Annotated in this window: 12 protein-coding genes; 5 read left to right on the top strand and 7 right to left on the bottom strand. The window is 62.1% G+C overall.

All coding sequences use genetic code 11. The features are described 5' to 3' along the window. Positions 1 to 55 precede the first annotated feature (55 nt). Genes AC5SSZ_RS16860 through AC5SSZ_RS16850 form a run of 3 tightly spaced genes read right to left on the bottom strand, consistent with a single transcriptional unit; the run spans position 56 to position 2141 of the window. Entirely contained in the window at positions 56 to 868 is an 813-nt protein-coding gene (locus AC5SSZ_RS16860; RefSeq protein WP_495438963.1) for a metal ABC transporter permease, read from the bottom strand. Beyond that, positions 865 to 1662 (bottom strand): ATP-binding cassette domain-containing protein, encoded by a 798-nt coding sequence (locus tag AC5SSZ_RS16855; RefSeq protein ID WP_495438961.1) that lies wholly within the window; start codon positions 1660 to 1662, stop codon positions 865 to 867. The genes AC5SSZ_RS16860 and AC5SSZ_RS16855 overlap by 4 nt, the downstream gene beginning before the upstream one ends. Beyond that, positions 1659 to 2141 carry a Fur family transcriptional regulator gene (locus tag AC5SSZ_RS16850; RefSeq protein ID WP_274830753.1) on the bottom strand — a complete coding sequence of 161 codons (483 nt, stop codon included), beginning with the start codon at positions 2139 to 2141 and terminating at the stop codon, positions 1659 to 1661. Before AC5SSZ_RS16850 ends, AC5SSZ_RS16855 begins: the two co-directional genes overlap by 4 nt. A 135-nt stretch (positions 2142 to 2276) precedes the next feature. On the opposite strand from AC5SSZ_RS16850, the gene AC5SSZ_RS16845 reads away from it, so the two are divergent. Next, positions 2277 to 3323, top strand: coding sequence for a zinc ABC transporter substrate-binding protein (locus AC5SSZ_RS16845; RefSeq protein WP_495438957.1), 1047 nt, complete (start codon positions 2277 to 2279; stop codon positions 3321 to 3323). Between the two features lie 44 nt (positions 3324 to 3367). Here the strand turns inward: AC5SSZ_RS16845 and AC5SSZ_RS16840 are convergent, their stop codons facing one another. Then, the gene (locus tag AC5SSZ_RS16840; protein WP_495438955.1) at positions 3368 to 4642 is read right to left on the bottom strand and encodes an NAD(P)/FAD-dependent oxidoreductase; all 1275 of its coding nucleotides are present in this window, start codon (positions 4640 to 4642) and stop codon (positions 3368 to 3370) included. Continuing rightward, positions 4632 to 6134 (bottom strand): L-piperidine-6-carboxylate dehydrogenase, encoded by a 1503-nt coding sequence (gene amaB / locus AC5SSZ_RS16835; RefSeq protein ID WP_495438953.1) that lies wholly within the window; start codon positions 6132 to 6134, stop codon positions 4632 to 4634. The genes AC5SSZ_RS16840 and amaB overlap by 11 nt, the downstream gene beginning before the upstream one ends. A 142-nt stretch (positions 6135 to 6276) precedes the next feature. Between amaB and AC5SSZ_RS16830 the strand changes: the two genes are divergently transcribed. The 3 genes from AC5SSZ_RS16830 (at position 6277) to AC5SSZ_RS16820 (ending at position 9123) form a co-directional block, all read left to right on the top strand. After that, complete coding sequence (locus tag AC5SSZ_RS16830) at positions 6277 to 7176, top strand: LysR substrate-binding domain-containing protein (protein WP_495438951.1); 900 nt, start codon at positions 6277 to 6279, stop codon at positions 7174 to 7176. Beyond that, positions 7176 to 8063, top strand: coding sequence for a LysR substrate-binding domain-containing protein (locus tag AC5SSZ_RS16825; RefSeq protein WP_495438949.1), 888 nt, complete (start codon positions 7176 to 7178; stop codon positions 8061 to 8063). The genes AC5SSZ_RS16830 and AC5SSZ_RS16825 overlap by 1 nt, the downstream gene beginning before the upstream one ends. A 103-nt stretch (positions 8064 to 8166) precedes the next feature. Further along, positions 8167 to 9123 (top strand): 1-phosphofructokinase family hexose kinase, encoded by a 957-nt coding sequence (locus tag AC5SSZ_RS16820; protein WP_495438947.1) that lies wholly within the window; start codon positions 8167 to 8169, stop codon positions 9121 to 9123. Between the two features lie 10 nt (positions 9124 to 9133). Here the strand turns inward: AC5SSZ_RS16820 and AC5SSZ_RS16815 are convergent, their stop codons facing one another. Then, the gene (locus AC5SSZ_RS16815) at positions 9134 to 11500 is read right to left on the bottom strand and encodes a thiamine pyrophosphate-binding protein (protein WP_495438945.1); all 2367 of its coding nucleotides are present in this window, start codon (positions 11498 to 11500) and stop codon (positions 9134 to 9136) included. A gap of 10 nt (positions 11501 to 11510) precedes the next feature. Next, on the bottom strand, positions 11511 to 12713 hold the full coding sequence (locus AC5SSZ_RS16810) for a methionine gamma-lyase (RefSeq protein ID WP_495438943.1): 1203 nt from the start codon (positions 12711 to 12713) through the stop codon (positions 11511 to 11513). A gap of 116 nt (positions 12714 to 12829) precedes the next feature. Between AC5SSZ_RS16810 and AC5SSZ_RS16805 the strand changes: the two genes are divergently transcribed. Beyond that, positions 12830 to 13288 carry an Lrp/AsnC family transcriptional regulator gene (locus tag AC5SSZ_RS16805; RefSeq protein WP_274830762.1) on the top strand — a complete coding sequence of 153 codons (459 nt, stop codon included), beginning with the start codon at positions 12830 to 12832 and terminating at the stop codon, positions 13286 to 13288. Positions 13289 to 13340: the final 52 nt, after the last annotated feature.

The raw sequence follows: 13340 nt of genomic DNA, 5'->3' as shown, positions 1-13340 counted from the left end.
ACATATGTGCTGAACCATGCAACAGGAAATCACACGGTCTGCGCAGGCCCACGGATCAATTGCGACCGATGATATGCTGGCGCAGGGCGTGACCCAGACCGGAAAGCGCGAACAGGATGGCGGCAAGGCAGACAATGGTCGGCCCGGTCGGCGTGTCAAAGGTAAAAGCCAGTTGCAGCCCCCCGAGGGCAGACAAGGCGCCGATCGTTGCCGCAATCAGCGCCATTCGTTCCGGGGTCGAGGCAAAGGGACGTGCGGCGGCGGCCGGGATCAGCAACAGCGCGGCGATCAGCAAGACGCCGACCACCTTGATCGCCACCGCGACGACAAGCGCGAGGGCAATGGTCAGCACCATCTGCTCTCGTTTCGGGTCGATCCCGGCGGCATAGGCTAGATCTGGGTTCAGGGTCGCCGTCAGAAGCGCCGACCACCGCGCCCAGAGCAACAGCAGAACCAGCGCCGCGCCGCCCCAGATAATCGCCAGATCAACGCGGTTGACGGCCAGAATATCGCCAAACAGATAAGCCATCAGATCAATCCGGACCCCATGCAGGAAGGAGACCGCGACTAGGCCAAAGGCCAGCGAAGAATGTGCCAGAACCCCGAGCAGCGTATCCATGGCATAGCCCCGGTTGCTGAGGCTCGAAACCGCTGTCGCCATCATTAGCGAGGTAACGAGCACGCCCGCAAAAACCGAGGTGTCAAAAGCCAGCGCCAAAGCTACGCCCAGGATGGAAGCATGCGCCGTGGCATCGCCGAAATAGGCCATCCGGCGCCAGACCACGAAACAGCCCAGCGGCGCCGCCGCTAGCGCGACACCGATCCCGGCAAGTGCGGCGCGGATCAGGAAACTGTCGAGAAAGCTCATGATACCTTGTCCATATCTGCGGCGTCCCGGTTTGCGTCGGAGGGGCCATGATCGTGGTCGCAGCCAGGACCATGATCGTGGGAATGGTCGTGCGAGTGGTTGTGTTCGTGCCGGTAAAGCGCCAGCGCTCCTTGGGTTCCGGTGCCAAACAGCGCCCGGTATTCCGGGGCAGAGGCCACGTGTTCCGGCTCCCCCTCGCAGCAAATATGGCCGTTGAGGCAGATCACCCGGTCAGAGGCGGCCATGACCACGTGCAATTCATGGCTGACCATCAACACCGCGCAGCCGAGTTCAGCCCGTACGGTTGCGATCTGTTGGTAAAAGGCGGCGGAGCCGGGCTGATCAAGGCCTTGGGTGGCTTCATCCAGAATCAGAAGTTGCGGGTTTGTCAGCAGCGCCCGGGCCAAAAGGACGCGCTGGAACTGCCCGCCCGACAGGCCCGACATCTGCCGGGTGGCCAGCCGGTCGGCGCCGGCCTGTGCCAATGCGGCTTCGGCCTGGGCGTCAGTGACGCGGCTCGGCAGGCTCAGAAACCGGCGCACGGTTAACGGCAGGGTCGGATCGATATGCAGTTTTTGCGGCACATAGCCGATGCGCAGGCCAGGCGCGCGGGTGATGCTGCCCCGGCTGGGCTTCAGGGCGCCGATGATGCTGCGCAAGAGCGTGGATTTTCCCGATCCGTTCGGCCCGACGATGGTGAGGATCTCACCCGCTTCGATATTCAGGTTCACATCGGACAGCACCGTGTTGCCGCCATACTGAACGGACAGGCCTTTCAGGGATACAAGGCTCATGCAGCCTGTGCCTTCTGGCATTTTGGGCAGATCCCTTCGGCTTCGACGACGGTGCGTTCGATCAGGAACCCGGCTTCCTCTGCTGCGGCGCCGAGCTGTCCCTTGGTAGGATCGGTATGCACTTCGGCCACGGCATCGCAGATTCGGCAGATCATGAAGATCGGCGCGTGCCTGTCGCCGGGATGGGTGCAGGCCACAAAGGAATTCAACCGTTCGATCTTGTGGGCAAAGCCATTCTTGACCAGGAAATCCAGCGCCCGATAGGCGACCGGGGGCTGCGAGCCGAGTCCCTCTTCGCGCAACCGGTCCAGAATGTCATAGGCGCCGAGCGCCCGGTGCTCTTGCAGCAGGATTTCCAGCACCCGCCGCCGTACGGGGGTGAATTGCAGGCCCTTTGCCTTGCACCGGGCATCCACTGCGGCAATGCAGTCGTGGATACAGCTGCTGTGATCGTGGGTTTCGAAGCCGATCGAATCCATCAGGGGTCTCCGCACAGGGCAATTGAAGGGGCAGTAACAGGCGCCGATTTGGGTCTTGATATGTTATGTTATGACGTTTATCAAGCCGCGTAATGTTATACAATTACATCGACTCGGGACGAGAGGACTGTCGGAATGAAAGGCTTATCTTACGCAGCGGCGCTGCCTGCTGTTTTTGGAGCAGGGATGGCGCTGGCCGAGGTGCCGCGGGTAGCGGTTGATATCGCGCCGGTGCATGGGCTGGTCGCCCGTGTGATGCAGGGAGTGGGAGAGCCGGATCTGGTGGTGCCGCCCGGTGCGTCACCCCATGGCTACGCGATGCGCCCCTCCGAAGCGCTGGCGCTGGACCGCGCTGATGCGGTGTTCTGGATTGGCGAAGCACTGACACCCTGGCTGGAAGGCCCGCTTGAGACCCTGGCGGGGCGGGCGCGGGTGACCGAACTGCTGGATGTCGATGGCACGCTGGAGCTGGAGTTCCGGTCGGGCACGACCTTTGATCACGATGATCACGATCATGAAGCCGAGCATGATCATGACGGTCACGCTGGCGAAGATCACGATGGACATGAGGATCACGCCGAAGAGGGCGAGCATGGTGACGATCATGATCACATGGCGCATGATGAACACGGCGACGCGCATCACGAGGATCACGCTGGCCACGCACATGAAGGCATTGACCCCCATGCCTGGCTGGCGCCGGAAAACGCAGAGCTGTGGCTATCGGTCATTGCCGCAGAGCTGGCCGCGCTGGACCCCGAAAACGCAGAGATCTACATGGCCAACGCCAAGGCCGGTCAGGCGGAAATCAAGGAAACCGTAGGGCGCCTTGATGCGGTTCTGGAGCCACTGCGCGCCAGCGCCTTCATCGTTTTCCACGACGCTTACCAGTATTTCGAGCACAGTTTTGCGCTGACCTCATCCGGGGCGATTTCGCTGGGCGATGCTTCGGACCCAAGCCCTGCGCGCATTGCCGAGATCCGCGATGCGGTAGCGTCCTATGGCGTTGCCTGTGTCTTTTCCGAGCCGCAGTTCAATCCGGGACTGGTCGATACGGTGCTGGATGGGACCGGGGCAAAAACGGTAGTGATCGACCCCATGGGCAGCCACATCCTGCCGGGGCCGGATTTCTACACGGATCTGTTGTCCGAACTGGGCAGCGCCATGGCGAGCTGCCAATAGGTATTCCGGAAAGGGGCAGGGCGGGGGACACTGGTCCGCCCCTTTCAAAACCGGTTCTTGACCAAATGCGTCAGGGTCGCGCCGGTCTCGTAATAGGCTTGTTTGAGTCCGGCAAAGGGAAGGCTGTGGCTGGCCACCGGGTCTACCGGAAGGCAGGATGTCTCGCCAGTCAGCAGTGCCTCCGCCATGCGGGTGCCAAACAGTGTGCCGGGGCAGATGCCGCGCCCGGAATAGCCGAAACAGGCATAGCCGCCGTCCAGATGCTGGATCTTCGGCAGGTGTTCCGTGGTCATTGCGATCCGCCCGAACCAGGTCTGTCGCAAGGGCGTGTCGGCCAGCGCCGGGAATAGATCGGCCAGTTTGCGCCGCAGCCAGCCGAGGTGAATGCCGCTGCCGGGATGGTTCAGCGCCCCCATGCCGCCGATGATCAGGCGACCTTCCTGATCCAGCCGCCAGGAGGACATGACCAGCGCCGAATCCCAGCATCCTTCCAGCTCGGGCAGGATGGCCCTGCGAACACTGTCCGGCAGCGGATCGGTTGCGGCTTGGAAATAATGCACCGGGATCATGGCTGGGGTTTGCAGCCCTTCGATGGGCAGGGCGTAGCCGTTGGTGGCGACGATCATATGCTTGGCGCGAATGCGGCCATTGGGGGTGGTGATGTCCCAGATATCCTGCTGCCGTGTGGCCGAAAGGGCAGGGGTCTCTGCGTGGACCTTTGCACCTGCACCCGCAGCGGCCCGGGCGAGGCCACGGGCATAGGCCAGCGGCTGGATCGTGCCAGCGCGTGGATCGAACAGCGCGCCGAACACCTGTTCGGACCCGACCCTTGCCTGCGCTTCGCTTGCGTCCAACAGTTTGACCGGAGCGCCGATCCGCGACAGCTGGCCGAAGCGCCGTTGCAGGTCTTTCATGCCGCTGGGGGCATGGGCGCAGTGCAGCGTGCCCTTGCGGACAGGTTCGCAGGCGATCTGATGGGTTTCGATCAGGTCATAGACCATATCCGGTGCCCCGGCGAGCAGGCCGGACAGGCGGCGCCCAGCTGCCTCGCCGATTTCGGCGTTGATATCCTCGGGGGGCAGCCAGAGGCCGGCATTGGCCAGACCGACATTGCGCCCCGACCCACCGCTGCCGAAACTGCCCGCCTCGATCAGGCGGACATCGGCGCCTAGTCCCGCAGCCTTCAGCGCGGCGGCACACCCTGTGTAGCCGCCGCCGATCACCACCAGATCCGCAGTGACCTCTTCGGTCAGCTGCGGCGCCAGGATCTGCTCCCGGCAGGTGTCATGCCAAAGACTGGACGCCAGATCAGATGTCAAATTTGATCCCCTGTGCAAGTGGCAGATCGCGTGAATAGTTCACAGTATTCGTCTGCCTGCGCATATACCCTTTCCAGGCGTCAGATCCGCTTTCGCGGCCGCCGCCGGTTTCCTTTTCTCCGCCAAAGGCCCCGCCGATTTCGGCACCGGAGGGTCCGATGTTCACATTGGCGATACCGCAATCCGAACCCGCTGCCGAGAGGAAATATTCGGTCTCGCGCACATCGGTGGAGAAGATGCAGGAGCTGAGCCCCTGAGGCACGTCGTTCTGCAGGGCGATGGCCTCATCCAGATCGTCGTATTTCACCACATAAAGGATCGGCGCGAAGGTTTCGGTATGCATGATTGCCGATTGTTCCGGCATTTCCACGATGGCCGGATGGGCATAGGCCGCATCGCCATGGCTGCCCTTTTGCGCCTGCCCGCCGCCGTGCACCTTTCCACCTTCGGCCTTGGCCTGCGCCAACGCAGCGTCCATGGCGTCCAGCGCGGGACGGTCGATCAGCGGGCCGACCAGGGTGCCATCGGCCAGAGGGTCGCCAATCGGCAGACCCTCATAGGCCTTGATCAGGCGCGGGATCAGCTGGTCATAGATGTCTTTGTGCACGATCAGGCGGCGCAGGGTGGTGCAGCGCTGCCCGGCTGTGCCAACGGCGGAGAACACGATGGCGCGCAGGGCCATTTCCAGATCCGCCGAAGGGGCCACGATCATCGCGTTGTTGCCGCCCAGCTCCAGAATCGTGCGCCCCAGACGTTTGGACATATCGGCGGCAACCGCCTTGCCCATCGGCACCGAACCGGTGGCCGAGATGATCGCAACATCCTTGGAGGCTGTCAGCGCTTCGCCCAGATCGCGTTCGCCGACCAGAGTCTGAATCAGGCCCTTTGGAGCTTCGTCGCCGAAAGTTTCCATAACCCGCTCGCAGATCTTCTGAACCGCCAGCGCCGTCAGGGGGGTCTTCTCGGAAGGTTTCCAGATCACCGGATCGCCGCAGACAAGGGCCAGCGCCGCGTTCCAGCACCAGGGCGCGACCGGGAAATTGAAGGCGGTGATGATGCCGCAGGTGCCCATCGGGTGCCAGGTTTCGCGCATGGCGTGGCCAGGGCGCTCGGATGCAATGGTCAGGCCATAAAGCTGGCGCGACAGGCCAACCGCGAAATCGCAGATGTCGATCATCTCCTGCACTTCGCCAAGGCCTTCCTGATAGATCTTGCCGCATTCCAGCGTCACCAGTCGGCCAAGGTTTTCCTTCTCGCGGCGCAGCTCTTCGCCAAGCAGGCGGACCAGTTCACCGCGGCGCGGGGCAGGCACTTGCCGCCAGGCCGTGAATGCCTGTTTCGCGTCTTCGATCTGGGTTTTTGCCTCGCTCACACTGTGCATCTTCAACTTGGCGATTTCGCTGCCATCGACCGGCGTGGTCACGCTGAGCGTTCCACCCCAGAGTTCGTCTTTGGTCAGGCCAGCGGCGGTCAGGATATCTGCGTAATCCATGGAAGGAGTCCTTGTCAGAGAATGCTGATCATGAGGGAAAGAACTATCTTTGATGATCAGGTGTTGGCGTTTTCCCTTGTTTGTCATTGAAAGGAGTGGTTTGCACATGAAACTAATTCCTGCCGGTATGAGGTAAAGTCATATGATCGCGCCGCGTCGCTTTTTACCCTCCATTCCATCCCTGCTTGCCCTCGAAGCGGTGGACCGTCTGGGCAGTGCCTCGGCGGCGGCTGAGGATCTGTCGCTGACCCAAAGCGCGGTCAGCCGCCAACTGAAACAGCTGGAAGAGCAGATGGGGGTTGATCTGATTGCGCGAGATCAGATGCGGATGCAGCTGACACCGGCGGGGGCAGGGTTCGCACAGGAGGCACGCGGTATCCTGACCCGGCTTGCGCAGGCCTCGGTGAAACTCAGGGCCAACCCGGATGGGGGCAGTCTGAACCTGTCGATCCTGCCCTCCTTCGGGCTGCACTGGCTGGCGCCGCGGCTGAAGGATTTCGTGGCAGGGCATCCGGGGATTACCGTCAACCTTCAGACTCATAACCTGCCGTTCAGTTTTGAGGGCAGCACCACACAGGCTGCAATTCACTATGGCACACGTGATTGGCCGGGCGTCGAATATTTGCCCCTGATGCCCAAACACGTGCTGCCGGTCTGCGCGCCCGGACTGATGCATGCCCCGGCCGCAACGCCGGAGGAGCTGCTCAGTTTTCCGCTGCTGCATCTGGAGACCCACCCGGACAGCTGGGAGCAATGGTTTGCCTTGCATGATGTTCCGGCGGAAAAACTGCGCGGCATGTTGTTCGATCAATCCTCGGCGATGACACAGGCGGCGGTACATGGGCTTGGCGTTGCCTTGCTGCCGACCTTCATTGCCGAGGCGGAAATTGCCCAGGGTCGGCTGCAACTGGCAGTGCCGGGCGCGCCGGTTACGCTGGGGTCGTATTTTCTGGTCTGGCCACAGGATCGGGCGACTGACTATCCCTTGCTGAAATTCCGTGACTGGCTGGTCGGGCAGATTGGCCCGCAGGAGGTGTCGTGATGCGGCTGCCCAGCTTGACCCATATGCGTTGCTTCGAAAGCGCGGCCCGGCATCAGAACTTCACCGCCGCCGGCGAGGAACTGGGGCTGACCCAAAGCGCCGTCAGCAAGAAGGTGAAAGAGCTGGAAACGGTCCTGGGGTTCGAGTTGTTCCAGCGGGTCGGGCGCGGTGTGGTGCTGACCCCGGCGGGGCAGGGGCTCGCCACCGACCTGGCGCAGGATCTGGGATCGCTGAAGGCCAGCCTGCAAAAAGCGGTTGCCGCCGGGGCCGGGCGTTCGGCGCTGCGGATCGCCGTCCTGCCGACATTCGCCAATCGCTGGCTGATCCCAAGGTTGCCGGATTTCTTTGCCCGCCACCCCGAGATCGAGCTGAATTTCACCACCCGGCTGGAGCCGTTTGATTTCAGCCGCACCTCTTTTGATCTGGCCATTCACTACGGACTCGACAATTGGCCGGGTACGCTGATGACCGAATTGTTCGGCGAGCAGATGATCCCGGTCTGCGCGCCGGATTTCTTTACCGGGCAGGATCTTGCGGGCAATCCGAATTGGCCTGGGGTGCCGCTGTTGCATCTGGAAAGCCGCGAAGAAGCCTGGCGGGACTGGTTCGCACGAGCTGGGATCATCGGTGCGCCACGTCAGGACGGGCGCTATTTCGACCAGCATTCGATGGTTATCGCTGCAGCGGTGGCCGGGCTGGGCGCAGCGATCGTGCCATATGATATGGTAGATCAGGAAATCGCCTCGGGTGAGTTGATGCGCATTCCCGGTCCGCATCTGACCTCCCGCAAACGCTATTATTTCGTGCGTCCCTACGGGGCGGCGCCAAAACCGGTGCAACGGTTCGAGGCCTGGCTTAGAAAACAGCTGCGCAGGGAAGAGCCTTAGCCGCCATATCCGCCCGGCGGCTCAGACCGTCCGGGATTGGTGGCGCGACAGAAAAGAATTAGATGTGCAGAGGCTGTGCTCTGACCTGCCTGCTGGGAAACCAATGTCCAAGATCCTCACAATCACGCTGAACCCTGCCGTTGATCTGGCCACCTCGATCGCCCACGTGGTGGCAGGCCCCAAGCTTTATTGTGATACTCCGCGCACTGATCCGGGCGGTGGCGGTGTCAATGTGGCCCGGGCCATTCACAGGCTGGGCGGCGATGTTCTGGCGCTGGTTGCCGTAGGCGGCGCCATGGGGGAGCGGCTGTTGCAGCTTCTGGCAGCGGAGGGCGTCCCGGTGGATCCCGTGCAGGCCGGTGGTGAAACGCGGCAGAGTTTTGCGGTGACGGATACATCGACCGGCGAACAGTTCCGCTTCAGTGTTCCGGGTGAGGAAATGAGTGAGGCTGATGGCGCGCGTCTGCTCGATGCGATTGCCTCTGCCGCGCCAAGGGATGGTTATGTGGTCCTCAGCGGTGGCGTCACGCCCGGTCTGGGTGACGATTTCCCGCAAAAGGTTCTGGCGGCCCTGACCCCGAGCCGGGGCAAGCTGGTTGTCGATACCTCAAAGACTGCGCTGGAACATCTGCTCTCCTCACCTTCCGATCCGGTGCATCTGTTGCGGCTGGATCAGCGTGAGGCGGAGCAGTCAGCAGGGCACAGGATGGAGAGCCTGAATGACAGCTACACCTTTGCCGAGGCGCTGATTGCGCGCGGCGTGGCGGAGCTCGTGGTTGGCGGCCGCGGCGGTGAAGGCTCCATTCTGGTGACGGGGCAGCAGCGGTTTTTCTGCCGCGCGCCCGAGGTTCCTATGGTCAGTAAAATCGGGGCAGGGGATGCCTTTACCGGGGCGCTGACGCTGGCCCTGTCGCAGGGCCAGCCTCTGGGGCAGGCGCTGCGCTGGGGCGTTGCCGCCGCCAGTGCAACGGTCCAGACCGAAGGTACCGCATTGTTCAAGGCCGAGGATGTAACGGCACTGCTGGACCGCTGCGCGCTTCGCGAAGATACATCCCTTTGATGTGCGCCTCTCAGGCCATCTTCTTCCCGGCTGTCAAACCATTCACCTTTTCGACGATGGCGCGGGCGTCGATGCCGTGGTGGCGGTAAAGATCCCCTATAGTGCCGGTCTGGCCAAAATGCTCCACCCCAAGCGGGATTGTCTGGTGCCCGGCGACAGAGCCAAGCCATGACAATGTGGCCGGATGACCGTCGATCAAGGTGATGATCCGGCAATGGGGCGGCAGCCGCCCCATCAGGGCTTCGATATGCGATTGCGCCGCCGCATTGCCGCGGGCGCGAGCGCGTTGCGCCGCTGTCCAGCCTGCATTCAGCCGGTCCGCCGAGGTCACCGCCAGCACGCCAATGTCGCGGCGACCTTCGCCGACCATTCCGGCGGCCTTGATCGCCTCTGGGCCAACTGCGCCCTGATAGGCGATTACCACGTCGCAATTCGGCCCCGGCTTGCGCAGCCAGTAGGCGCCATCGATGGCACCCTGACGGAATTCTTCGTCGACGCGTTTGCCGGGCTGTTCAACAGGGTTGGTGGTGAGGCGCAGATAGACCGACCCGCCGGTCTCATCCCGCAGCCAGGTGCGTTCATCCGGATCGCCCTCGCCATCGCGCTGCACGTAGTCAAAGGCCCACTCCATGATCACTGCCAGTTCGTCCGCAAAGGCAGGTTCAAAGGAGGCCAACCCGTCCTGGCTCATTCCGATGAGAGGGGTTCCGACGGATTGGTGCGCACCGCCTTCGGGCGCCAGTGTCACCCCGGAGGGGGTGCCGACCAGAATGAAACGCGCGTCCTGATAACAGGCATAGTTCAGCGCATCGAGGCCGCGGGCGACAAAGGGGTCATAGACCGTGCCGATGGGGATGAGCCGCTTGCCAAAGAGCGAATGCGACAGGCCCGCCGCGCCCAAGAGCAGCATCAGATTCATCTCGGCAATGCCCAGTTCGATATGCTGGCCCTGCGGTGTGAACTCCCATTTCGCGGTCGAGGGAATGCGGTTTTCGATAAAGGCATCGGCCTGTTCGGTGCGAGCAAAGAGCTTGCGCCGGTTCACCCATGGGCCAAGGTTGGTGGTGCCGGTCACATCAGGTGAGGTGGTGACGATGCGGTCGGCCAGTGCGCTATCGCCCTTCGAGAGATCATCAAGGATCTTGCCAAAGGCCATCTGGGTCGACACCTCGCGCGAGGTGTCGACGGCAATCGCGGGCACCGCCAGTTTGTCATCCTGATAGCGGCGGGTGCCCTTGGCAAAGAAGGGCACCTCAGACAGGAAGGCGCGCAGGGCATCCGGGTCTTTGACCGCTGCCAGAGGCTCCCATTCTTCGCCTTCAGCCACGCCCATGTGCTGTTGCCATTCGGCAAACTGGGACTTGTTCATCAGCCCGCCGTGATTGTCCTTGTGTCCCGCAATGGGTGTGCCCCAGCCCTTGATCGTATAGGCGAGGAAACAGGTGGGCCGGTCGTGGTCGATGGCGTCAAAGGTCTGAGCCATGGTCTCTACGCAGTTGCCGCCCAGGTTTTCCATCAGCGCGGCCAGTTCGGCGTCGCTGCGCCGGTCGATCAGGGCCGTCACATCGCCCTGATCGCCGAGATCATCCATCAGCCGCTTGCGCCAGACTGCACCGCCCATGAAGGTCAGCGCGGAATATTCCTGATTGGGGCAGGCATCGATCCAGTCGCGCAAATGATCGCCACCGGGTTCCTCGAACGCGGCCCGCTGCAAGACGCCATGTTTGACCCGCACCACATCCCAGCCGAAGGCGTCGAAAATCTTCTCGATCCGCCCGAACAACCCTTCGCGTACGATTCCGTCCAGTGACTGGCGGTTGTAATCGATGATCCACCAAGTGTTGCGCAGATCGTTTTTCCAACCTTCCTGCAGGGCTTCGTAGATATTACCCTCGTCCAGTTCTGCATCGCCGACCAACGCCACCATGCGGCCCATCGGGGCATCGCGCCCCCAATCCTTGGCCTTGATGTAATCCTGGATAATCGCAGCAAATGAGGTGATCGCCACGCCAAGGCCCACCGAACCGGTGGAGAAATCCACATCGTCGATATCCTTGGTCCGGCTGGGATAGCTCTGCACGCCACCAAAGCCGCGGAAATTCTCCATCTTCTCGCGGGTCTGGTTGCCCATCAGGTATTGCATCGCGTGAAAGACCGGCGAGGCATGGGGTTTCACGGCCACCCTGTCCTCGGGCCGCAGGGCCGAAAAATAGAGCGCGGTCATGATCGATACCATCGAGGCGGAGGAGGCCTGATGCCCGCCGATCTTGATCCCGTCCACCTTGGGGCGCACGTGATTGGCGTGATGGATCATCCAGTGCGACAGCCACAGCAGCCGCTGTTCGACGGTCTTCAGGTGGGTGAGATCGGCGGGCATGGCGCTCTCCTTATTCGGCAGCGTGTTTGGCGGGCGTGGGCAGGGCCTGATCCAGATCCTGCAGGATGTCGGCCACGTCTTCCAGCCCCACCGACAGGCGGATCAGGCCATCGCTGATGTCATGCTCAAGCCGTTCCTCGGCGGTATAGGTCGAATGGGTCATCGAGGCCGGGTGCTGGATCAGCGTTTCCGCATCGCCAAGCGACACGGCGCGCTGGATCATCTCGAGCGCGTTCATGAACTGGATCCCGCCAGCCATACCGCCGTCGATTTCAAAGGCGATCATTGCACCCGGCTGCGTCATCTGGCGTTCGGCCAGTTCGTGCTGGGGGAAGCTTTGAAGCCCCGGAAAATGGACGCTGCTGACGGCCGGATGCGCCTCCAGATACTCCGCCACCACCCGGGCAGAGGCGCAGTGACGATCCATGCGCAGGGCCAGAGTCTTGAGCCCGCGCAGGATCAGCATGGCATTGAAAGGCGCCATTACTGCCCCCGTCATGTCCTTCATCCCCACCAACCGGATTTCGGTGATCTGCTCGGCAGTGCCTGCGATCAGCCCGGCCACCACATCACCATGGCCGCCAAGGTATTTTGTGGCGGAATGCACCACGATATCGGCGCCAAGCTCAATCGGGCGGGTCAGATAGGGGGTGGCATAGGTGTTGTCGACCACGACCTGCGCACCTGCCGCGTGGGCGATGTCTGATGCAGCCGCGATATCAACAAGACGCATGTTCGGATTGGCCGGGGTTTCGAAATAGACGACGCGGGTCTTGTCACTGATCGCGGCACGCAGGTTTTCCACGTCGGTCATGTCCACATGGGTAATGGTGACACCCCATTTTGCCAGCCCGTGCCGCATGAAGGCAAAGGTGCAGCCATATAGCGTCTTGTCGACGATTACCTCGTCGCCCGGCGACAGAAGGGTCCACAGAACCGCAGTGATCGCGCCCATGCCGCTGGCCATGGCAAGGCCTGCCTCGGCCCCTTCGAGCGTGGCGATGCGCTGCTCAAGCAAATCGCAGGTCGGGTTCGAGATGCGGGAATAGATATGGCCTTCGCGCTCTCCGGCGAAGGTATCTCCGCCCGCTTCGGCGGTTTCAAAGGAGAAGGTCGAGGTCAGATGCAGGGGCGGGGTCAGCGCGCCGTCATTGTCGAGCGGGTTATAGGCGTGGTGGATGGCACGGGTGGCAAATCCTGTGGCGCGGCTCATTGGGATATCTCCTGAAACTTGATGGCGCCACTTTGTGCTGCCTTGTACGGCATTTGATTGCCAATTCTGCCTTGGTTGAGGTAATTATTGGCAGTATCTGCCAATATGAGGGCTTCATGGACAGTAAGGACCGACAAATCATCCGTGCGTTGCAGCGGGACGGTCGCATGACCAACCAGGATCTTGCCGATGCGGTGAATCTGTCACCCTCTCCTTGTCTGCGGCGGATCCGGAACCTTGAAGCCAAGGGGATCGTGCAGGGCTACAGCGCCGATGTGGACGCGGCGGCCTATGGTCTGTCGATCATGGTGTTCGTGCGCGTCCGGCTGGAGCGGCACAACGAGGCGGATGTAAAGAACTTCGAAAGCCGTATCCGGATGATCGATGAGGTGCTGGAATGTCACGTGATGACCGGCGCAATGGATTACCAGCTGAGGGTGCTTGTGCCCGATCTCGAAGCCTATGAGGATTTCATCCGGAACCGCATTCATCCCATCGGCGGCATCGCCTCGATCGACACCAGTTTTGTCTACGGCACGGTGAAAAAGACGGCGGTGTTTCCTTCGGTTGCGTGAGCGCGGTGCATGTCGCCAAAAAGCGGTCGGCGCAGATACGTCGCCCTAATTG

The sequence above is a fragment of the Phaeobacter sp. CC-HEC084 genome (genome assembly GCF_059429255.1).
This window is presented reverse-complemented; position numbering and strand designations above follow the sequence as displayed.

Coding starts and splice junctions, on each gene's coding strand:
- AC5SSZ_RS16860 (WP_495438963.1), bottom strand. CDS start 868: ATGAGCTTTCTCGACAGTTTCCTGATCCGCGCCGCACTTGCCGGGATC.
- AC5SSZ_RS16855 (WP_495438961.1), bottom strand. CDS start 1,662: ATGAGCCTTGTATCCCTGAAAGGCCTGTCCGTTCAGTATGGCGGCAAC.
- AC5SSZ_RS16850 (WP_274830753.1), bottom strand. CDS start 2,141: ATGGATTCGATCGGCTTCGAAACCCACGATCACAGCAGCTGTATCCAC.
- AC5SSZ_RS16845 (WP_495438957.1), top strand. CDS start 2,277: ATGAAAGGCTTATCTTACGCAGCGGCGCTGCCTGCTGTTTTTGGAGCA.
- amaB (WP_495438953.1), bottom strand. CDS start 6,134: ATGGATTACGCAGATATCCTGACCGCCGCTGGCCTGACCAAAGACGAA.
- AC5SSZ_RS16830 (WP_495438951.1), top strand. CDS start 6,277: ATGATCGCGCCGCGTCGCTTTTTACCCTCCATTCCATCCCTGCTTGCC.
- AC5SSZ_RS16825 (WP_495438949.1), top strand. CDS start 7,176: ATGCGGCTGCCCAGCTTGACCCATATGCGTTGCTTCGAAAGCGCGGCC.
- AC5SSZ_RS16820 (WP_495438947.1), top strand. CDS start 8,167: ATGTCCAAGATCCTCACAATCACGCTGAACCCTGCCGTTGATCTGGCC.
- AC5SSZ_RS16815 (WP_495438945.1), bottom strand. CDS start 11,500: ATGCCCGCCGATCTCACCCACCTGAAGACCGTCGAACAGCGGCTGCTG.
- AC5SSZ_RS16810 (WP_495438943.1), bottom strand. CDS start 12,713: ATGAGCCGCGCCACAGGATTTGCCACCCGTGCCATCCACCACGCCTAT.
- AC5SSZ_RS16805 (WP_274830762.1), top strand. CDS start 12,830: ATGGACAGTAAGGACCGACAAATCATCCGTGCGTTGCAGCGGGACGGT.